Annotated in this window: 20 protein-coding genes and 1 riboswitch; of the genes, 10 read left to right on the forward strand and 10 right to left on the reverse strand. The window is 73.1% G+C overall.

Annotation, left to right across the window (positions count from 1 at the left end):
- The first annotated feature begins 41 nt into the window (after positions 1–41).
- The 4 genes from Q2K16_RS04455 (at position 42) to Q2K16_RS04470 (ending at position 3617) form a co-directional block, all read left to right on the forward strand.
- Positions 42–1154, forward strand: a complete 1113-nt coding sequence (locus Q2K16_RS04455) for an FAD-dependent oxidoreductase (RefSeq protein ID WP_302743696.1) — start codon at positions 42–44, stop codon at positions 1152–1154.
- A 284-nt stretch (positions 1155–1438) separates the two neighbouring features.
- Entirely contained in the window at positions 1439–1861 is a 423-nt protein-coding gene (locus Q2K16_RS04460) for an Hsp20/alpha crystallin family protein (protein WP_302743698.1), read from the forward strand.
- 127 nt (positions 1862–1988) lie between these two features.
- A complete protein-coding gene (locus Q2K16_RS04465) occupies positions 1989–2987 on the forward strand; it encodes a tyrosine-type recombinase/integrase (protein ID WP_302743700.1) in 999 nt (332 codons plus the stop codon).
- Between the two features lie 45 nt (positions 2988–3032).
- Entirely contained in the window at positions 3033–3617 is a 585-nt protein-coding gene (locus tag Q2K16_RS04470; protein ID WP_302743702.1) for a TetR/AcrR family transcriptional regulator, read from the forward strand.
- Here Q2K16_RS04470 and Q2K16_RS04475 read toward each other — a convergent pair.
- Positions 3610–5316, reverse strand: coding sequence for an acyl-CoA dehydrogenase family protein (locus Q2K16_RS04475; protein WP_302743704.1), 1707 nt, complete (start codon positions 5314–5316; stop codon positions 3610–3612). The genes Q2K16_RS04470 and Q2K16_RS04475 overlap by 8 nt on opposite strands.
- A gap of 110 nt (positions 5317–5426) precedes the next feature.
- Between Q2K16_RS04475 and Q2K16_RS04480 the strand changes: the two genes are divergently transcribed.
- A complete protein-coding gene (locus Q2K16_RS04480) occupies positions 5427–5885 on the forward strand; it encodes an Rv0361 family membrane protein (RefSeq protein WP_302743706.1) in 459 nt (152 codons plus the stop codon).
- Positions 5886–5897: 12 nt separating this feature from the next.
- Here the strand turns inward: Q2K16_RS04480 and Q2K16_RS04485 are convergent, their stop codons facing one another.
- The 5 genes from Q2K16_RS04485 to Q2K16_RS04505 all read right to left on the reverse strand — a co-directional run bounded on the left by Q2K16_RS04485 (position 5898) and on the right by Q2K16_RS04505 (position 10580).
- Positions 5898–6614 (reverse strand): thymidine kinase, encoded by a 717-nt coding sequence (locus Q2K16_RS04485; protein WP_489671849.1) that lies wholly within the window; start codon positions 6612–6614, stop codon positions 5898–5900.
- A gap of 45 nt (positions 6615–6659) precedes the next feature.
- Positions 6660–8054, reverse strand: coding sequence for an MFS transporter (locus tag Q2K16_RS04490; protein WP_302743708.1), 1395 nt, complete (start codon positions 8052–8054; stop codon positions 6660–6662).
- A gap of 15 nt (positions 8055–8069) precedes the next feature.
- Positions 8070–8837, reverse strand: a complete 768-nt coding sequence (locus Q2K16_RS04495) for a glycerophosphodiester phosphodiesterase family protein (protein WP_302743710.1) — start codon at positions 8835–8837, stop codon at positions 8070–8072.
- A gap of 85 nt (positions 8838–8922) precedes the next feature.
- Positions 8923–9765, reverse strand: coding sequence for an SDR family NAD(P)-dependent oxidoreductase (locus Q2K16_RS04500; RefSeq protein ID WP_302743712.1), 843 nt, complete (start codon positions 9763–9765; stop codon positions 8923–8925).
- Entirely contained in the window at positions 9762–10580 is an 819-nt protein-coding gene (locus Q2K16_RS04505) for a lysophospholipid acyltransferase family protein (RefSeq protein WP_302743713.1), read from the reverse strand. The genes Q2K16_RS04500 and Q2K16_RS04505 overlap by 4 nt, the downstream gene beginning before the upstream one ends.
- 173 nt (positions 10581–10753) lie before the next feature.
- Between Q2K16_RS04505 and Q2K16_RS04510 the strand changes: the two genes are divergently transcribed.
- From Q2K16_RS04510 to Q2K16_RS04520, 3 genes are all read left to right on the forward strand, one after another.
- Entirely contained in the window at positions 10754–12166 is a 1413-nt protein-coding gene (locus tag Q2K16_RS04510; protein ID WP_302743714.1) for a cytochrome ubiquinol oxidase subunit I, read from the forward strand.
- Between the two features lie 14 nt (positions 12167–12180).
- Complete coding sequence (cydB, locus tag Q2K16_RS04515) at positions 12181–13179, forward strand: cytochrome d ubiquinol oxidase subunit II (protein WP_302743716.1); 999 nt, start codon at positions 12181–12183, stop codon at positions 13177–13179.
- Between the two features lie 116 nt (positions 13180–13295).
- Positions 13296–14489, forward strand: a complete 1194-nt coding sequence (locus tag Q2K16_RS04520; protein ID WP_302743718.1) for a GNAT family N-acetyltransferase — start codon at positions 13296–13298, stop codon at positions 14487–14489.
- 84 nt (positions 14490–14573) lie between these two features.
- Here Q2K16_RS04520 and Q2K16_RS04525 read toward each other — a convergent pair whose 3' ends face one another.
- Both Q2K16_RS04525 and Q2K16_RS04530 read right to left on the reverse strand, forming a co-directional pair.
- Positions 14574–15269, reverse strand: coding sequence for a hypothetical protein (locus tag Q2K16_RS04525; protein ID WP_302743720.1), 696 nt, complete (start codon positions 15267–15269; stop codon positions 14574–14576).
- A 67-nt stretch (positions 15270–15336) separates the two neighbouring features.
- Positions 15337–15798, reverse strand: coding sequence for a peroxiredoxin (locus tag Q2K16_RS04530; protein ID WP_489671898.1), 462 nt, complete (start codon positions 15796–15798; stop codon positions 15337–15339).
- A gap of 171 nt (positions 15799–15969) precedes the next feature.
- Here Q2K16_RS04530 and Q2K16_RS04535 point away from each other — a divergent pair, with 171 nt between their 5' ends.
- Positions 15970–16698, forward strand: a complete 729-nt coding sequence (locus Q2K16_RS04535; RefSeq protein ID WP_302743722.1) for an SDR family oxidoreductase — start codon at positions 15970–15972, stop codon at positions 16696–16698.
- A 45-nt stretch (positions 16699–16743) separates the two neighbouring features.
- Here the strand turns inward: Q2K16_RS04535 and Q2K16_RS04540 are convergent, their stop codons facing one another.
- Together Q2K16_RS04540 and Q2K16_RS04545 are read right to left on the reverse strand one after the other, a co-directional pair.
- On the reverse strand, positions 16744–16869 hold the full coding sequence (locus Q2K16_RS04540) for an MFS transporter small subunit (RefSeq protein ID WP_302743724.1): 126 nt from the start codon (positions 16867–16869) through the stop codon (positions 16744–16746).
- The gene (locus Q2K16_RS04545; protein ID WP_302743726.1) at positions 16866–18275 is read right to left on the reverse strand and encodes an OFA family MFS transporter; all 1410 of its coding nucleotides are present in this window, start codon (positions 18273–18275) and stop codon (positions 16866–16868) included. The genes Q2K16_RS04540 and Q2K16_RS04545 overlap by 4 nt, the downstream gene beginning before the upstream one ends.
- Positions 18276–18821: 546 nt before the next feature.
- Here Q2K16_RS04545 and Q2K16_RS04550 point away from each other — a divergent pair.
- The gene (locus tag Q2K16_RS04550; RefSeq protein ID WP_302743728.1) at positions 18822–19826 is read left to right on the forward strand and encodes a tyrosine-type recombinase/integrase; all 1005 of its coding nucleotides are present in this window, start codon (positions 18822–18824) and stop codon (positions 19824–19826) included.
- Positions 19827–19896: 70 nt separating this feature from the next.
- Positions 19897–19973, forward strand: a riboswitch (ZMP/ZTP riboswitch).
- The last annotated feature ends 8 nt before the right edge of the window (positions 19974–19981 follow it).

Here is a 19981-nt window from a genome sequence, read left to right on the forward strand (position 1 = left end):
GGGCGGCGACGACACGATCAGGATCAATACAGTGTATTGATATGAGACAACGTATCGCGGTGGTGGGCGCCGGACCCGGTGGCCTCACCCTCGCCCGGGTCCTGCACCGCCTCGGCCATCCTGCCGTCGTCCTGGAACGTGATCGCGGGCCCGACTCCCGTCCCCCGGGCGGCAGCCTTGACCTGCACGAGGGGCTGGGCCAACTGGCGCTGGACAAGGCGGGGCTGCTGGCACGGTTCCGCGAGCTGTCGCGTCCCGAGGGGCAGGCCATGCGCATCCTCGACCAGGCGGGGACCGTGCTGCGGGACTGGCGACCCCGGCCGGACGAGCGGGCCAATCCGGAGATCGACCGTGGACAACTGCGTGACCTGCTGCTCGGCCCGCTCGACGTGCGGTGGGGGCGGAAGGTGACCCGGGTGGTGCCCGGGGACGGCACGCGCGTGCACTTCGCCGACGGGCGGCAGGAGACGTTCGACCTCGTGGTCGGCGCGGACGGCGCGTGGTCGCGGGTACGGCCCACGGTGTCGCCGGTGACCCCGCGGTATACAGGCGTCACCATGGTCGAGACCTCTCTCGACGACGTCGACACCCGCCACCTGGACCTGGCCGAGCTGATCGGCGACGGTGCCGTCGCCGTATACGGGGTGAACCGCGGGATCGTCGCCCAACGCAACAGCGGCGGCCACGTCACGGTGTACGTGCAGCTCCGCGCGCCGCTGGACTGGCACGCGGGGCTGGACCTGACCGACGTGGAGGCGGCGCGGTCGGCTCTGCTCGCCCTGTTCGACGGGTGGGCGCAACCGGTGCGCGACCTGGTCGGTCGGGGCACCACGTTCGTCCACCGCCCCATCCACGTGTTACCCCCGTCGCACACCTGGGCCCACGTGCGTGGGGTGACGCTGCTGGGTGACGCCGCGCACCTGATGCCGCCGTTGGGGGCGGGCGCGAACCTGGCGATGCTCGACGGCGCCGAGCTCGCGGAGTCCGTGGCCGCCGACCCGGACGACCTGGACGCGGTGGTGCGCGCCTGGGAGGAACGGATGTGGGCGCGGGCCGGCAGGTGGGCGGCGATCACCACGGCCGGTCTGGAACGCCTGGTCGGCCCGGACCCGGCCGCGGCCCTCGCCCTCTTCGACGAGGTCCAGTCCTCCTGACCGCCGTGCGCCGGCTCCGCCCCGGCCGGTGTGGAAACGTCCGGCGGCACGCGTCGACCGGCTGGCAGGGTGACCGGCATGACCGCACAGGCGCTGGCGGGCGCGCTCGCCGACGAGGCACGCCTGCGTGATGCCGCCCGGTCGCCGCAGCGGGGTCGACGAGGTGCTGCGCGGGTGGGTTGACGGGCGCGCCGGGACGAGGTAAATACTGAAGTACGAGTTGAGTCACCCCGACTCAACTTCACTGGAAACCTTCGGCCCGAGGAAACCGAGGAGGCACGACCATGCTGATGCGTACCGACCCCTTCCGTGAGATCGACCGGCTCGCCGAGCAGCTCTTCGGCACCACCAGCCGCCCCGCCGTGATGCACCTGGACGCCTGGCGCGACGGCGACCACTTCCACGCCGCGTTCGACCTGCCCGGGGTGGACCCCGACAGCATCGACTGCACGGTGGAGCGCAACGTGCTGACCGTCCGGGCGCAGCGCCGCCGCCCCACCTCCGACACCGTCGAACTGGTCGCGGCCGAGCGGCCGATGGGCACCTTCTCCCGGCAGCTGTTCCTCGGCGACACCCTCGACACCGACCGGCTGGAGGCCGCCTACGAGCACGGGGTGCTGACGCTGCGCATCCCGATCGCCGAGCGGGCCAAGCCGCGTCGGGTCCCGGTCACCGCCGGTAACGGACACCGGCAGATCACCGCCTGACCGCCACGCCCACGGTGGGGGCCGCACCGGCCCCCACCGGGCCTAATGCTGTCGCGCCCGGGCGTCGGGCAATCCGCTCGGGCGCGCCTCACCGTGATTACCCACCGGGGCTGAGAGTCTTTCTCGCATGCTGCGTCCCGACGGCCCCGTCCTGCCCCGCACCCCGACCCGCCCCGCGGTGGCCGGCACACCTGTCGACTTCACCGAGGCGTGGCTGCGCAACCGTCGACTGTCGGCACACACCCGCGACGCCTACCGCCGTGACATCGCCGGCTGGCTCACCTGGTGCGCCGGCGGCGACCTCGACCCGCTGCGGGCCACCTTCCTCGACGTCAACGCCTACGCCCGGCAGTTGGAGGCGACCCCGGCGGCGCGCAGCGGCCGGCCGCTGACCCCGGCCACCGTCGCCCGGAAACTGTCCGCCCTGTCCAGCTGGTACGAGTTCCTTCTGAAGCTGCGGGCGGTCGACACCAACCCGGTCTCCGGGGCCGACCGGCCGCGCATCGACCGGGACCACTCCGCCACCGTCGGCCTCACCCCCCAGGAGGTCGACGCGCTGCTGGCCGCCGCCGACGCCGACACCGGCCCGACCGCCGCCCGCAACCGGGCCGCCGTCGCCCTGCTGGCCGACCTCGGCCTGCGGGTCGGTGAACTGGTCTCCCTCGACCTGACCGACCTCGGCGCCGAACGCGGGCACCGCAGCGTCCGGTTCGTCGGCAAGGGCGGCAAGTCCCGCCGCCGGGCGCTCACCCCGGGCACCGCGTACGCCCTCGACGCCTACCTGGCCGAACGGGCGGCTGCGGCCGGGGTGGCCGTCGAGGCGTTGACCGGGCCGCTGCTGGCCACCACCACCGGCGGCCGACTCGACCGGCACTCGGTGTTCCGGCTGGTGCGCCGGCTCGCCGCCACGGCGGGCATCGCGGCGGCGGCGAAACTGTCCCCGCACTCGCTGCGGCACGCCTTCGCCACCACCGCCCGCGAGGAGGGGGTGCCGTTGGAGGACGTACAGGACGCGATGGGGCACGCCGACCCACGGACCACCCGCCGCTACGACCGGGACCGGCACAACCTCGACCGGGACCCGGCGTACGTCATCTGGGCGGCGCGAGCCCGGCGGCGCGGCTGAGAAAACCGATTGACGCAGTGAGCGCCCACTGCCGAGGGTGGTGCCATGACGGCACCCGGGGGACGCCGACGACGCGCGCCGGCCATGACCGCCGACCGCCGCCGCGCCATGATCGTGCAGACCGCGCTGCCCCTGCTGACCCGCCGGGGCACCACCGTGACCACGGCCGAGGTGGCGCGGGCCGCCGGGATCGGCGAGGCGACCGTGTTCCGCGCCTTCGCCGACAAACAGGCGCTGCTCGACGCCTGCGTGGCCGAGGTCCTGCGCCCCGACGCGCTGCTCGACCGGTTGGCCCGCATCGACCGACACCAGCCCCTCACCGGTCGGCTCACCGAGGCCGCCGTGGCGGTCCACGCCCACCTGGCCCGGCTGGGCGCGGTGCTCGGTGCCCTGCACGCCGCCGGCCGGGCCCGCCCCGACCCGCCACCGCCTGGCGCGACGACGGCGGTCCGGTCGGCGGTGGCCGCCCTGTTCACCCCCGACGCCGACCGGCTACGGCTCCCGCCCGACCGGCTCGCCGACCTGTTCCTCGGCCAGCTGTCCCCGCCGGGCCCGCTGGCCACCACGGCACCGTCCACCACCGACCTGGTCGACCTGTTCCTGCACGGGGCGCTGACCCGGGTCAGGTGAGCAGGTCGAGGTGGTGGTGGGCGTCGGCGCAGACGTCCTCGTGCCGCAGCCACCGCCGCGCCCACAACCGGGCGGCCACCTCGGCCTGCCCGTCACCCCACGCGGCGTGCTCCACCAGCAGCGCCGCCGCCAACGCGTACGCCATCCGCAAGGCCAGGCCGCGCGCGCCGGCCAGGACCGTCGCCGACGCCGGGTCGGCGGTGACCTCACCGAGGGTGGCCCGCAGCTCCCCGGCCACCGTGGCGAGGGTGTCGGCCAGGGCCGGGGACAACGGGCGGGCCACGTCGGCGGCGGCGGTGAGCCGCGCCAACAGCGGGCCGGCCGCGTCCTCCCGGGTGACCGCGCGCAGCACGTCCACGGCCAGCACGTTGGAGGTGCCCTCCCAGATCGGCAGGACCTGCGCGTCGCGCAGCAGCCGGGGCACGCCGGTATCCTCGACGTAGCCGGCCCCACCGAACGCCTCCACGTACTCGGCGGCGGACGACACCGCCAGCCGGCCGGTGGCCAGCTTCGCCAGCGGCGCGACCACCCGCAGCTCGGCGGCGGCCTGCGGATCACCGCCGACCTCGACCCGGCCGAGCAACGCGAACGCGTGCCCGGCCAGGGCGAACGCGCCCGCCGCGTCCACCGCCAACGCGCCGAGGGTGGCCCGGTGCAGCGGATTGTCGGCCAGCAGCCCACCGGCCACCCGCCGGTGGCGCGCGTACGCCGTCGCGTAGGACAGTCCCCGGCGCATCCCCGACGCGGCGGCCGACGCGTTGTGCACCCGGGTCACCACCACCAGGGTCATCGCCCGCACCAGCCCCGGCACCGCCGGGTCACCCAACGGCAGCGCGTACGCGTCCCGCAACCCGATCTCGGCGGTCGGCAACGCCCTGGTGCCCAACTTGTCCTTGAGCCGCCGCACCACCACGCCGGGGGCGGGACCGTCCGGGGCGGCGGTCACCCCCGCCAGCGGCGAGTCGGCCGCGTAGCGGGGCACCAGGAACGGGGCGAGGACCCGGCTGCCCCGCCCGGCCCCCTCCGGCCGGGCCAACGCCACCGCCATCGCCGCGTCGGCGGCCGAGCAGAACCACTTCTCCCCGGTCAGCCGCCACGACCCGTCGGCGGCCGGCCGGCCGAGGGTGCCGGTGCCGGACAGGTCGGAACCGCCCTGCGACTCGGTCATCCACTGCCCGCTGACGATCGCCGTGTCCGGGTCGGTGGCGACCAGCCGGGGCAGCCAGGCGTCGCGCACCTGCGCGTCGACGTCGGGGCTGCTCAGCAGCGCGGCGGCCCCGTCGGCCATCGCCACCGGGCAGGAGAACGTCGCCGACTCCGGCCCGTACAGGTGCAGCAGGGCGTGCTGGACGACGCGGGCGGCGGCCCCCCACGTGCCGCGCGCCGACTCCAGGTAGGGCAGGGCGACCACGGCGTGCCGGGCGGCGGCGGCCCGCTGCGCCCGCCAGCCGGCGCTGGTGTCGATCCGGTCGACGCGGGCGCCCCACGGGTCGTAGCGGACCAGCGTCGGCGGGTGGGCCTCGGCGTCGGCGTGCGCGGCTCGCAGCGGCCCGGTGACGTCGGCGGCGAGCGCGGTCAGCCGGTCCCGCGCGGCGGTGTGCCCGTCCGCGCCGAGCTGCCGGGTCAGCCACGACCGCAGCAGCCGGTCACCGGTGTACGGGTCGTCGATTTCCGGCACCGGCTGCACGTAGCGGCTCATCCGTCGCTCCTTCACCAGGGGTGTGCGCCGACGGTAGACGATCGCCCCGGCCGCGCGACAGGGGCCGAACCGCCTGCGCGCCCCGGCCCGTCCGCCTACCGTCGCAGGTGATGAGCGTGCAGCAGGCGTGGACCCGACCGGCGCGGCGGCGTCGCCCGGTGCGCACCGGCCTGGTCCTGGGTGCTCTCGCCGTCGGCCTGTGCCTGGTCGGGGTGGCCGGGCTGGGGCTGTGGAACGTACAGGTGGTGGCGGGCGCCACCGGCCCGGTGCGGGAGACCGCCGACGGGTTCTTCCGGGAGCTGTCCGCCGGTGAGGTCGACCAGGCCTACCGGCGGTTGTGCGCGCCGACCCGCAGCCGGTGGAGCGAGGTCGGCTTCGCCGGCTGGGTCCGCACCCCGCCGGTGGTCACCGGCTACGACATCCTCGACGTGTCGGTACGCACCAGGGGCGGCCGGCCCGCCGGGGAGGTGACGGTGCGGGTCACCCGCGACGGTGGGGCCGCCGAGCAGCGGCGGCTGCCGGTGGTGAAGGAAGAGGGCGAGTGGCGGGTCTGCGGCGACCCGTACTGACCGCCGGCCGGGTCAGGCGCGCGGGCCCAGGTCGCCGGAGCGGTAGTGCCGCCGGCACAGCACCTGGTAGCGCACGTCGGCGGTGTCGACGGTGTCACCGATGACGACCTGCGCGCCCTCGCGGACCACCCGCCCGTCGACGACACGGGCGTTGAGCAGCCCCTCCCGCCCGCACCAGCACAGCACCTCCACCTGGATGCGGGCCACCTCGTCGGCCAGTTCGAACAGCCGCCGGGCGGCCGGGAACAGGCAGGACCGGAAGTCGGTGGCGAGACCGAAGGCGTACACGTCGACGTCGTAGCCGTCGACCAGTTCGGCCATCTGCTCGACGTGCGCCACGTCGTAGAACGACGCCTCGTCGCAGATCAGGTAGTCGATGCGGACCCCCTCGGCCCAGGTGTCGCGGACCAGGGCCCGCAGGTCCAGCTCGTCGGTCACCTCCACGGCCGTGTGGGCCAGCCCGATGCGGGTGGTGACCCGCGGCCCCAACGAGCGGTCGATGCGGGTGGTGACCAGCCCCCGGCGGCCCTGCCGGGCGTGGTTGTAGTTCATCTGCAACGCCATCGTCGACTTGCCGCAGTCCATCGGGCCCCAGAAGAACTTCAACGCGGCGGCGTGCAACGGACGGCCGTCGACGCCCCGCGCGGCGGCGCAGCCGATCCCCCCGTCGTCCGGGCCGGGCAGGGGACGGGCCAGGCAGGTGGGGGTGGCAGCGGCGTCGTCGGTCACGTCGGGGCAGCCTAGCCCATCGGCGCGGGTGGATCGGGCCGATGGTCAGAGCACCCGGGGCGGGGTGTTCCCGGCGGCGACGATGGCCCGGCGGATCGGCACCGCGGCCAGCAACGCGAACCCCACCACGAAGAAGATCAGCAGGGAGACCAGACCCACCCGGTAGGAGGAGGTGAGCTGGAAGACCAAGCCGAACGCCAGCGGGCCGAGCCAACTGGTGCCCTTGTCGCTGATCTCGTAGAACCCGTAGTACTCGCCCTCCTTGCCGGCGGGGATGAGCTGACTGAACAGCGACCGGCTCAACGCCTGGCTGCCGCCGAGGACCAGACCGATCGCCCCACCGAGGATCATGAACGGCAGCGGGGCCTCGGCGGGCAACCGGAACGCCCCGATGATCACCGCGGTCCACAGCACCAGCGACAGCAGCACCGTCTTCCACGCGCCGATGCGCCGCGCCAACGCCCCCAACGCCAACGCCCCGCCGAAGGCGAGGAACTGCACCAGCAGGATCGTCACGATCAGCGTGCTCTGCCCCAGCCGCAACTCCTCGGTGCCGTACTGGCTGGCCAGGGTGATCACCGTCTGGATGCCGTCGTTGTAGACCAGGAACGCCAGCAGGAAGAACAGCGTCAACGGATACGCCTTGATCTCCCGCAGGGTCCGGCCGAGCTGCCGGAACCCGTCGGTGACCACGTTGCGGCCAGCCCCGCGCAACGCCTCGGCGGTAGGATGCTCCCGCAGCCACCGCAGCGGCACCAGGGTGAACACCGCCCACCACACCCCGGCCGACACGATCGACCAGCGGGCCAGGTCCAGGGTGCGCTGCGGGTTGTCGTCCTCGCTGAGCAGGGTCACCGCCACCAGGTTCAACGCCAGCAGCAACCCACCGCCGAGGTAGCCGATGGCCCAGCCGCGACTGGACACCGCGTCGCGTTCGTCCGGGCCTGCCAGCTGCGGCAGGAACGAGTTGTACACCACCACCGCCGCGCCGAAGGCGATGTTGGCGACCAGGAACAACGCCCCACCGAGCAGGTACCGGTCGCCGGTGACCAGCGCCATCGCGATGGTCGCCCCGGCGCCGGTGAACGCCGCCCCGGCCAGCAGCCGCTTCTTGTGCACCGTCCGGTCGGCGATCGCCCCGACCACCGGCAGCACGAACACGGTCAACAGCACCGACAGCGAGATCAGGTACGGGTAGTACGAGCCGGCGGCGACCCGGACGCCCAGCGGGTGCACGTACCCGTCGCAGCGGTCCGCGCCCAGTTCGCAGCCGGCGGCCAGTTCGGTGACGGTGGTGAGGAACGGGCCGAGGAACACCGTGATGACGGTGGTCTGGAAGGCCGAGTTGGCCCAGTCGTACAGATACCAGCCGCGCCGCTCCCGGCGCAGGCCCGCCGGGGTGTCGACGGTGGTGGGGGTGGTGGTGACCGGGTCGGCCATCGGGGTCCTCGGGGCTCAGGCGGCCCAGAGGCCGCGGCTGCGGTAGACGTCGCGCAGCACGCCGACGTGATCGGTCATGATGCCATCCACACCACGATCCAGTAAGTCGTGCATCCGGGCAGGTTCGTCGATCGTCCAGACGTGCACCTGCACCCCCAGCCGGCGGCAGTAGTCCAGGAACCGGCGGTCGACCACCGGCACCCCGGCGTAGCGGGGCGGCACCTGCGCGGCCACCACCGACGGCGGCAACCGCACCGGCCGGCCGTGCCGCGACGCCAGCCACAGCCGGGCCACCCCGCGCATGCCCAGGCCGGTGGCGACCCGGCCGCCGGTGGCCGCGCGCAGCCGGTCCAGCCGGGCGTCGTTGAACGACGCCAGCAGCACCCGGTCGGCCGTGCCGGCCCGGGTGACCGCCTCGACGGCCGGGGTGACGCCGGCGTCGGCCTTCACGTCGATGTTGAACCGGATCTGCGGCCAGGCGGCCAGCACGTCGTCGAGCCGGGGCACGACCGCCGCGCCGCCGACCCGCACCGTCGCCAGGTCGGCCCAGCGCAGGTCGGCCAGGCGGCCCCGTTCCCCGGTGACCCGGCGCAGGGTGGCGTCGTGGAAGACCACGCACACCCCGTCGGCGGTGGCGTGCACGTCGGTCTCCACGTACCGGTAACCCAGGTCGACGGCCCGGGTGAACGCGGCGACGGTGTTCTCGTCGCCGTCGGCGGCGCCGCCGCGGTGCGCGAAGGCCAGCGGGGTGGGGGCGTCCAGGTAGCCGGGTCGGGTCGACACGCAGCGCAGTATGCCCGCCCCCCGGTGGCCGGTGGACGGTCGGCCGGTGGCTGTCGCCCCACGGTGGCAGGCCCGGCCGGGCGGGTCAGTCGATCCACGCCCCGGTCAGCGCGGTGACCGCCGTGCCGTCGGGGTCGGCGAGTTTCAGCCCGACGAACTGCCGGGCCGTCACCGACGTCTGCATCCGCGGCGGCGGGGTGGGGCCGGTGACCGCCGCGACCACCGTGGCCGCGGCGTCGGCGGGGGACTGCGCGGCGGCGAACGCGTCGGCGGTCCGCCGCAGGTACGCCCGCAGCCCCGGCCCGTACGCCCCGGCGGCGGCCACCGCGGCGTCCCGGTCGAGACCGACGTTGGTGACGAACTCGCTGGCCACCGCCCCCGGCTCGACCACGGTGACGGCCACCCCGACGGTGGCGGCGACCGGGGTGAGGGACTCCATGAACCCCTCGACGGCGAACTTCGCCGCGCAGTACGCCTCGTTGAACGGCTGCCCGATCACCCCGCCGACGCTGCTGACGGTCACCAACCGGCCCCCGCTGGCCCGCAGGTGCGGCAGGGCGGCCCGGCTGACGTGCAGCACCCCGAAGAAGTTGACCTCCATGACGGCGCGGACCGCGTCGACGCCCTCCTGTTCCAGGGTGCCCAGGTGACCGGCGCCGGCGTTGTTGACGACCGCGTCGAGCCGCCCGTACCTGTCGACGACACCGGCGACGGCGGCGGCGACCGACGCCGGGTCGACCACGTCGAGCTGCCGGACGTCGACCAGGTCGACCAGGTCGGCGGCGGTGACGGCGGCCCGCAGCCGCGCGGCACGGGACACGTCCCGCATGGTCGCCACGGTCCGCCAGCCGGCCCGCGCGCAGCCCAGGGCGACCTCCAGCCCGATGCCGCTGGAGGTGCCGGTGACCAGTACGGTCGGTTCACTCATGCCTGACCTTCTTCCGTGGGGCGACGGTCCACCGGCGTCGCCCCGGTCGCCGGGCGGCGGTGGACCCGGCTGGTGTCGACGGGACGCCCCGGGTCGACGTGCCGGGGCCGGTCCGGTTCGTCGGGACGCAGCGGCACCAGGGTGTCGGTGATCGCGTCGATGATCCGGTCGGTGCCCCGGCGGGCCGCGCCGGACGCGGCGGGGGAGAGGTCCCCCAGGTGCAGCGGCGCGCCGAAGCGGACCCGGATCACCGGGCGGCGCACCAGCGCCCGGGCCAACGCGCGCAGCATCCCCCGGGGCGCCCGGTAGGGCAGCACCTCGTGCGACCCCCACTGGGCCACGGGCACCACCGGGGCGTCGCAGGCCATGGCGAGGCGGGCCGCGCCGGTCTTGCCGCGTTCGGGCCACATGCCGGGGTCCAGGCCGATGCGTCCCTCCGGGTAGACCAGCACCACCGACCCGGCGGTGACCGCCGCGGCGGCGTCGTCGAGCGCCCGGCGTACGGCGCTGCTGCCCCGGTCGACGCGCAGGTGCCCGGCGTGGCGCATCAGCGCGCCGAGCCCCGGGGTGCGGAACAGCCCACCGGTGGCCATGAAGCGGGGCGACACGCCCCGGGCCCGGCAGGCCGCGCCCAGCACGATGGGGTCGAAGGGGCTGATGTGGTTGGCGGCCAGGATCAGCGGCCCCCGGCGCAGGTGCGCGGGGACGTCCCCGCTGACCTCCAGCCGGGCGAACAGGGCGACGACCAGCCGGGCGAGCAGTTGGGCGGCACGCCAGAACCGTGGTGGCTGCCAGCCGGGGCGCGGGGTGTCCATCAGTCGCCGATGGTCGCACGGGCGTGGGGGAGGACCGGAGCCGGGTCGTGCGGCCTGTGGTGATCAGGGTCATTGGTCCCGGGTCGGGTCGGGACCCCCGACCCTGCCCGGCAACCTACGACACGCAGTAGTATCTACTACGTCTCGTAGTATCAACGGCAGGGGGAATCCCGGTGGACGCGTTGGACGTCGCCCGCTGGCAGTTCGGTGTCACCACCGTCTACCACTTTCTCTTCGTACCACTGACCATCGGGCTGTCCGTCCTGGTCGCCATCCTCCAGACCCGCTGGCACCGCACCGGCGACGAGAAATACCTCAAACTCACCAAGTTCTACGGCAAACTCTTCCTGATCAACTTCGCCATGGGCGTCGTCACCGGCATCGTGCAGGAATTCCAGTTCGGCATGAACTGGTCCGACTACTCCCGCTTCGTCGGCGACATCTTCGGCGCACCCCTGGCCATCGAAGCCCTCGTCGCCTTCTTCCTCGAATCCACCTTCATCGGCCTGTGGATCTTCGGCTGGGACCGGCTCCCCCAACGCCTGCACCTGGCCAGCATCTGGGCCGCCGCCATCGGCACCAACCTGTCCGCCTACTTCATCCTCGCCGCCAACTCGTTCATGCAGAACCCCGTCGGCTACCGCTTCAACCCCGACACCGGACGCGCCGAACTCACCGACTTCGTCGCCGTCCTCACCAACAAGGTCGCCCTCATCACCTTCCCGCACACCCTCGCCGGCGCGTTCCTCGTCGCCGGCGCCCTCGTCACCACCGTCAGCCTCTGGCACGTCATGCGCCGCCGCGACAGCCCCGACACCGACGCCTACCGCCACGCCACCCGCTTCGGCGCCTGGGTCGTGCTCATCTCCTCCACCCTCGTCGTCCTCACCGGCGACATCCAAGGCAAGATCATGACCCAGGTGCAACCCATGAAGATGGCCGCCGCCGAAGGCCTCTACACCACCGAAAGCCCGGCCTCGTTCTCCGTACTCACCGTCGGCAGCCTCGACGGCAGCCGCGAAATCTTCGCCCTCAAGATCCCCTACCTGCTGTCCTACCTCGGCACCGGCGACCCCAACGGCACCGTCCACGGCATCAACGACCTCCAGGCCCAGTACGCCAGCCAGTACGGCCCCGGCAGCTACACCCCGATCATCCCGGTCACCTACTGGAGCTTCCGCTTCATGATCGGCTTCGGGCTCGCCGCCGCCGCCATCGCCCTGCTCGTCCTCTGGAGCCAACGCAAGGGCCGCACCCCCACCAACAGGTGGCTGCTGCGCGCCGGCCTGATCATGCCCGCGCTCCCACTGCTCGCCAACTCCTTCGGCTGGATCTTCACCGAGATGGGCCGCCAACCCTGGATCGTCTTCGGCGAGATGCTCACCCGCGACGGCGTCTCCCGCAGCGTCTCCCTCACCGAAGTCCTCACCTCCTTCACCGCCTTCACCCTCATCTACGCCACCCTCGCCGTCATCGAACTCAAACTCCTCCTGCGCTACGCCCGCGCCGGCGTACCCGACGTCACCCCCGACCCCACCCCCGACGACACCGACGACGCCGAGCGCCCGCTCGCCTTCGCCTACTGACCCGGAGCCCCACCGTGGAACTGACCACCATCTGGTTTCTCCTCGTCGCCGTGCTCTTCACCGGCTACTTCATCCTCGAAGGCTTCGACTTCGGCGTCGGCATGCTCCTACCCGTCCTCGGCCGCGACGACAGGCAACGCCGCGTCCTCATCAACACCATCGGCCCCGTCTGGGACGGCAACGAGGTCTGGCTCATCACCGCCGGCGGCGCCATGTTCGCCGCCTTCCCCGAGTGGTACGCCACCCTCTTCTCCGGCTTCTACCTGCCCCTACTGCTCATCCTGCTCGCCCTCATCGCCCGCGGCGTCGCCTTCGAATACCGCCACAAGCGCCCCGAAGCCTCCTGGAAACGCCGCTGGGACCAGGCCATCTTCTGGGGCTCCGCCATCCCCGCCCTGCTCTGGGGCGTCGCCTTCGCCAACATCTTCCGCGGCGTACCACTGGACGCCGACCACGAATACGTCGGCGGCCTGATCGACCTGCTGCACCCCTACGCCCTGCTCGGCGGCCTGACCACCCTCGGCCTCTTCCTCACCCACGGCGCGGTCTTCCTCGCCCTCAAGACCACCGGCGACATCCGCCACCGCGCCGGCACCCTCGCCGTCACCCTCGGCGCCGGCACCGCCGTCGTCGCCGTCGCCTTCCTCACCTGGACCCTCACCATCCGCGCCAACCCCGCCGCCATCGCCCTCGCCGCCGGCGCCGCCATCGCTCTGCTCGGCGCGCTCGCCGCCGCCCGGGCACGCCGCGAAGGCCGGGCCTTCACCGGCACCGCCCTGGCCATCGCCCTCGCCGTCGCCACCCTCTTCACCGCCCTGTTCCCCAACGTCATGCCCTCCACCGGCGACCCCGCCGGCACCCTCACCGCCACCAACGCCGCCTCCACCCCCTACACGCTGAAAATCATGACCTGGGTCGCCGTCGTCTTCACCCCGATCGTCCTCGCCTACCAAGGTTGGACCTACTGGGTGTTCCGCAAGCGGATCGGGGTACAGAACATCCCGCAACACTGAAAGACGCGCGAGGGGCGCGGGGACGCGGGGCCGGAGCGAGGGGGTCGCACCGGCCCCGCAACGCGTCCCACCACAAACCCGTCGCCACCCCACCCACCCACCGCTATCGTCGCCGCATGTCGCACGACCCCCACGTCCGGGAACTCACCGACGACGACACCACCGCCGCCTGGCACCTCGGCCGCACCGCCTTCGGTTCCGACCCGCAACCCGCGCCACCACCCACCACCACCCCCGGCACCACCCGCTACGGCGCGTTCGACCACACCGGCCGCCTCATCGGCAAAGCCGTCGACCTGCACCACCACCAGTGGTGGGACGGCCGCACCGTCGCCGTCGCCGGCGTCGCCGTCACCCCCGAAACCCGCGGCCGAGGCGTCGCCCGCGCCCTGCTCACCACCCTGCTGCGCGGCGCACACGACCGGGGCGCCGCCATCAGCGCGCTGTTCCCCACCGTCGCCACCCCCTACCGCGCCTGCGGCTGGGAAACCACAGGCACCCTACGCACCGTCAACCTCCCCACCGCCCTGCTCACCCGCCACCACCCCAGCCCACACCTCACCGTCCGCCCCGGCACCCCCACCGACCTCACCGCCGCCGACGAACTACACACCCACACCGTCCGCCACCGCCGCGGCCTACTCGCCCGCAGCGGCCCCCTGCACGACCACCACCGCGCCCGCCACACCACCGACCACACCCTGCCCTACGACGGTCTCACCCTCGTCGAACACCACGGCCACCTCGTCGGCTACGCCGGCTGGAACCGCCGCAACAACTACGGCGACCAGGGCACCATCACCATCGACGACCTCGCCGCCACCACCGCCGACGCCGCCCGCGAACTCGTCGGCATCCTCGCCAGCTGGCACAGCGTCGCCCCCACCCTGCGCCTCACCCTGCTCCCCGGCGACCCCCTCACCCCCCACCTCCCGGTGGAGAAAGCCCGCGAACACCAACAGGACACCTGGATGCACCGCCCCGTCGACATCACCCGCGCCGTCCGCGACCGGGGCTGGCCGACACACCTGCACGGCACCGCCACCTTCACCCTCGACGACCCGCTCGCCGACTGGAACACCGGCACCTGGCACCTGGAGATCACCGACGGCCACGGCGACCTGCGCCGCACCACCGCCCCCGCCGACCTGCACCTGACCGTCCGCGGCTTCGCCCTGCTCTACACCGGCGCCGCCACCGCCCGCACCATCGCCCAGGCCGGCCTGCTGCACCACCCCACCGGCACCGACCCCGCCCCCCTCGACCTGCTCGCCGCCGCCGGCCCCGCCCAACTCGGCGACTACTTCTGACCCACCCCGGCGGGGGCCGCCGACCCGCAGGCCCCCGCCCACAACCCCCGACCGGCCCCCACCACAGCCGTCACCGGCCCCACCTCACCGCGCCTCGCGCAACTCCGCCAACCGCGCCTCGATCTCCGCCAACTCCGCCCGCAACTTCTCCGCCTGCTGCTCCGCCTCCGACCGCTCCGCCGACAGGATCTGCTCCACCGCCTCCTGCACCCCCGGCACATCCACCAACGCCACCATCCGCAACGCCTCCGCCGGCTTCACCACGTACGGCTTCGCCAACGCCTTCGCCCCCTGCTGCGCCGCCACCGTCCACTCACCGTCGGCATACGCCAACGTCACCGTCAACCCCGCCGGCCCCTTCGGCTTCGCCACCTTCACCGGCCGACGCGCCGCCGGCTTCTCCACCGGCACCGCCTGCTCCACCCTCGACTCCTCCCGACGCTGCACCGGCACCCGGGGCGTGTCCAACACGAACTCCGGCGCCGACGTCGACTCCACCGGCGGCTCCACCACCGGCTCCGCCTTCGCCTCCACCACCCGACGACCCGCACCCCTCGGCGCCACCTCCAGATCGGCGGGGGAGAAGGGCAACTCGTCCCGCCCGAACCGCACCACCACGAACTCGTCCGACACCGCCGGATCGGTCACCTCCACCACCTGACCCACCTGCCCGGCGATCTGCCCCGCCGACGCGGTGAACACCACCTTCGGCTTCCGCCCCGCCGCCAACGCCTCCCGGATACCCCGCACCTCGTCATCGGACAAACCCTGGCCCGCCATCACAACCCTCTTTCGTACACGTGTTTTATCCCTGCCTTGATACCAGCCGACTGCGACACCCGGACAATCAACCCCCGAGAATCCGCAACGCCTCGTCCGCGTGCTCGTTCATCCCCAACTCGCTGTGCACCACCGCCAGCACCCGCCGGTCCTGACCGATCACGAACGTCATCCGCCGCGTGCTCAACGGCCCCAACGGCAACCGCCGCCGCACCCCGAACGCCTGCGCCACCACACCGTCGACATCCGACAACAACGGATAGTCGAACCCGTGCATCCGGGAAAACTCCGCCTGCTTCTCCACCGGATCCCGACTGATCCCCACCCGCTGCGCCCCCACCGCCGCGAACTCCGCCGCCAGATCCCGGAAATGACAACTCTCCGCCGTACACCCACGGGTCATCGCCGCCGGATAGAAGAACAACACCACAGGCCCCGCCGCCAACAACTCCGACAACCGCCGCGGCGCACCCGTCTGATCCGGCAGCACGAAATCCTCCACCAGATCACCGACACTCACACCCACCACACACCTCCACCGATCCGATCCGTCCGAAACGCGAAGAGCGTAAGCGATCACCCCGCCCACCACCGCGCCACCGCGCCACCGCGCCAGGTGAGCATCCACACCCTGCCCACCACATCGGGACGGAGGTACCGTCACACCACCGCACACCGACCGGCAGGGGAGCGCAGGCACATGACCGCGGTCACCGTCATCACCGGCGGCAGCCGAGGCATCGGCGCCGCCATCGCCCGACGGCTCGCCGCCGCCGGCCACCACCTCGCCATCGGCTACCGCCACGACCACGCCGCCGCAGCCACCGTCGTCGCCGACGTCCACCGCCTCGGCGGCCGCGCCGTCGCCGTCCCCGCCGACACCACCGACCCCACCCACATCGACCGCCTCTTCACCGCCGCCGCCGACCTCGGCCCCCTCACCGCCCTGGTCAACAACGCCGGCGTCACCAGCCCCATCGGCCCCTTCACCGCACTACGCCCCGACGACCTGCGCCGCGTCGTCGACGTCAACCTCATCGGCTACGTCCTGTGCGCCCAACAGGCCACCCACCGGCTCACCCGCGGCGGCGCCATCGTCAACATCTCCTCCGCCGCCGCCACCCTCGGCAGCCCCGGCGAATACATCCACTACGCCGCCGTCAAAGCCGCCACCGACACCCTCACCATCGGCCTGGCCAAGGAACTCGCCCCCCGCGGCATCCGGGTCAACGCCGTCGCCCCCGGCATCATCCGCACCGACATCCACGCCGACTCCGGCATACCCGACCGCGCCGACACCGCCGCCGGCCGCATCCCCCTCGGTCGCGCCGGCGAACCCGACGAGGTCGCCGGCGCCGTCGCCTGGCTGCTCGGACCCGACGCCACCTACACCACAGGCGCGGTGCTGCGCGTCGCCGGCGGCCTCTGACCGGCCACACGGGAGCCCGACACCCCCTTCACCGCCGCCCGCCCGTCACCCGGTGAACAGCTTCGCCGCCGTCAGCACCGTCTGCACCACCCCGTACCCCAGCAGCACCGACACCACCGACCAGGACACCCACAACCGGACCCGCTGCCCCCGGGGACCAACCTCACTCATCGCGCGCCATCCCTCTGCGTCGTCACCACATCCGTGTCCCGCCCACCTGTCGGCTCGTGGTACCGCCGCGGCACCTGACGCACCAGCAGGTTCGCCACGAACCCCACCGCCAGCACCCCGACCATCGTGAACAACGCCGGCCGGTACGCCGACGCCGTCAACGTCCCCGGCTCACCCTGCGCGTCCAGGAACGCGTTGACGATCAACGGCCCGGCCACCCCCGCCGCCGACCACGCCGTCAACAACCGGCCGTGGATCGCCCCCACCTCGACCGTGCCGAACAGGTCCCGCAGGTACGCCGGAACGGTCGCGAACCCACCACCGTAGAACGACAGGATGACGCAGGCCAGCAGCACGAACAGCGCCGTCGACGCCTGCCCGACCAGGGCCAGCGCCGCGTACAGCACCATCCCCACAGCCAGGTACACCAGGTAGATCGGCTTACGGCCGAGCACGTCCGACGTCGACGACCAGACGAACCGACCGGCCATGTTGAACAGCGACAACAGGCCCACGAACCCGCCCGCCGCGGCCACCGACACCGCCGAGCCGCCGCCGTCACGGAAGAAGTCCTGGATCATCGGGCTGGCCTGCTCCAGGATCCCGATCCCGGCGGTCACGTTGCAGAACAGCACCACCCACAGCAGCCAGAACGCCCGGGTCCGCACCGCGTTCGCCGCCGACACGTTCGCCGTGGTCACCAGCGGCTTCGCCGCCACCGCCGCCGGATCGAACCCGGCCGGCCGCCAGTGCGCCGCCGGCACCCGCACGTTGACCACCCCGAACATCATGATCACGAAGTAGCCGACACCGAGCGTGACGAACAACCAAACCAGCGCCGACCCCGAGGCGCTCGACCCGGCGTCGGCCGGGTCGTACCCGGAGTCGTACAACGACAGCAGCTGACGCGACAGGGGAGAGGCCACCATCGCCCCACCCCCGAAACCCATGATCGCCAGACCGGTGGCCAGGCCCGGCCGGTCCGGGAACCACTTGATCAACGTGGAGACGGGGGAGATGTAGCCGATGCCCAGCCCGATCCCGCCCAGCAGCCCGTACCCGACGTACAGCAGCCACAGCTGCCCGGCGGCGATGCCCAGCGCGCCGACGCCGAACCCGGCCGCCCAGAAACACGCCGAGACGAACATCGCCTTACGCGGCCCGTTCGCCTCGACCCAGGTGCCGGCGACCGCCGCCGACAACCCCAGCATCACGATCGCGATGCTGAAGATCACCCCGATCGCCGTCTGACTCGCGTCGAAGTGCGCGATCAGGGAGTTCTTGTAGACGCTGGTGGCGTAGACCTGGCCGATGCAGAGGTGGATCGCCAGCGCCGCCGGGGGGATCAGCCAACGGCTGTAACCGGGCGGCGCGACGGTGTGCCGACGGTCGAGTGCGGACAGCATCGGTGCTTCCTCTCCGGAACATCGCGGTGGCGTGCCCCCGTCACATGCCCACGCCGCCCGCCACGGGCAAACCGACACCGCGCCCAGCGGTCACCCCGGTGAGCCGAACGGCCCCGCCAGCGCCCCGACAGTGATTCGATAATATGCATTATGTAAAGTAAACCGGAAGAGGGGTCTCCTCCGACCTGCCGGTGGCCGGGGGTCGCGACCGTCCACCCGCGGTCCACACCCGCCGCGCACCCCCGAGACACGTCACTGTGGCGCGTGACATGTCGCCGGGTGGGCTACCGGTGCGGGCACCGGCCGAGACGGCCGCCGGTGCGCTGCGATGTCGGGCCGACACCGGCAGGCCCGTGATGCGCGCCGCGAGTTGGTGCTCCACGGCGGACTCGGCGGACCTCCGCAGCCACAAGGCTGGGGGCGCGGCCGGCGGCCGTGGAGTGCGCCGGCGGGTGTGACCAGGCACAGGGGACCGTCGGTGCGGCCTGCCGCCGCTCCCCTCCCCCTCGGTGGCCGGCAACCCGAAAAGGATGCATAATATCCCTTATGCATGATAAATGGGACGAATCGGTTGGGCGGCTCATCGAGGAGTTCCTGACCGCGCGGGCCACCCGGAAGCCCTCCCCGCACACGCAGGAGGCGTACCGGCGGGATCTGCGGGCCGTCGCGGCGCTGGCCGGCGAGGAGTGCACCCCTCCCCTGTCCCCCGACGAACTGATGATCTCCGCCCTCTCCCCCCGGGTGATGCGGGCGGCGTTCGCCCGGTTCGCCGCGCCCCGGGCGGCGGCGTCGGTACACCGGGCCTGGTCGAGTTGGAACGGCTTCTTCTCGTTCCTGGTGGCCGAGCAGGTGGTGGCGGGCAATCCGATGCCGGCGGTGGGGCGTCCCCGGGCGCCGCTCCCCCAGCCGAAGCCGTTGCGGGGTGAGGACACCCCGGAGGTGCTGTTGGCGTCGGTGTCGCGTGCGGACGCGCGGCAGCGTGATCCGTGGCCGGAGCGGGACGTGGCGGTGCTGGCGTTGGCGTTGTGCGCGGGGCTGCGCCTGGCGGAGTTGTTGGCGTTGCGGGTGTCGTCGGTGTCGGGGCGGGCCGGTGAGCGGCGGGTGGCGGTGGCCGGTAAGGGCGGTCGGCCGAGGGTGGTGCCGGTGGAGCCGGAGTTGGACGAGGTGGTGTCGGCGTACCTGGAGAGTCGGCGGCGGCGGTTCGGGGCGCGCAGCGTACGCCCGGACGGGGTGTTGCTGGTGGATCGGCGGGGTGCGCCGTTGCGGCGGGGTGGGTTGCAGTATCTGGTGGATTCCTGTTACCGGCGGGCGGGGATCACCGATCGGGTGCCGGCGGGGGCGCGGTTGCACGCGTTGCGGCACACGTTCGCGACCCGGTTGGCCGAGGAGGGGGCGGGGGCGGCGGAGATCATGCGGTTGTTGGGGCATGCGTCGTTGGCGTCGTCGCAGACGTACATCGAGGTGACGGCGGGTCAGCAGCGGGCGGCGGTGCGGTCGAACCGGACGAATCGGGTGTTGGTGGGGTTGGTGTCGGGAGGGCGGCCCGGCTGAGGGTGGGGTGGTGCCGGGTGTGTCACGCGGCGCGGGCGCTCGGGGTGGGGGTGGTTGTGGCATGGTGGGGTGGACGCGACTGGCGGCACGGGGATGGGTCAACCATCGGGGAGCTCGTCGCGGGGGTCGACCGCCTGGGCCTCCGTGGTCGAGGT

This window comes from Micromonospora cynarisoli, assembly GCF_030518815.1.
GTDB lineage: Bacteria > Actinomycetota > Actinomycetes > Mycobacteriales > Micromonosporaceae > Micromonospora > Micromonospora wenchangensis.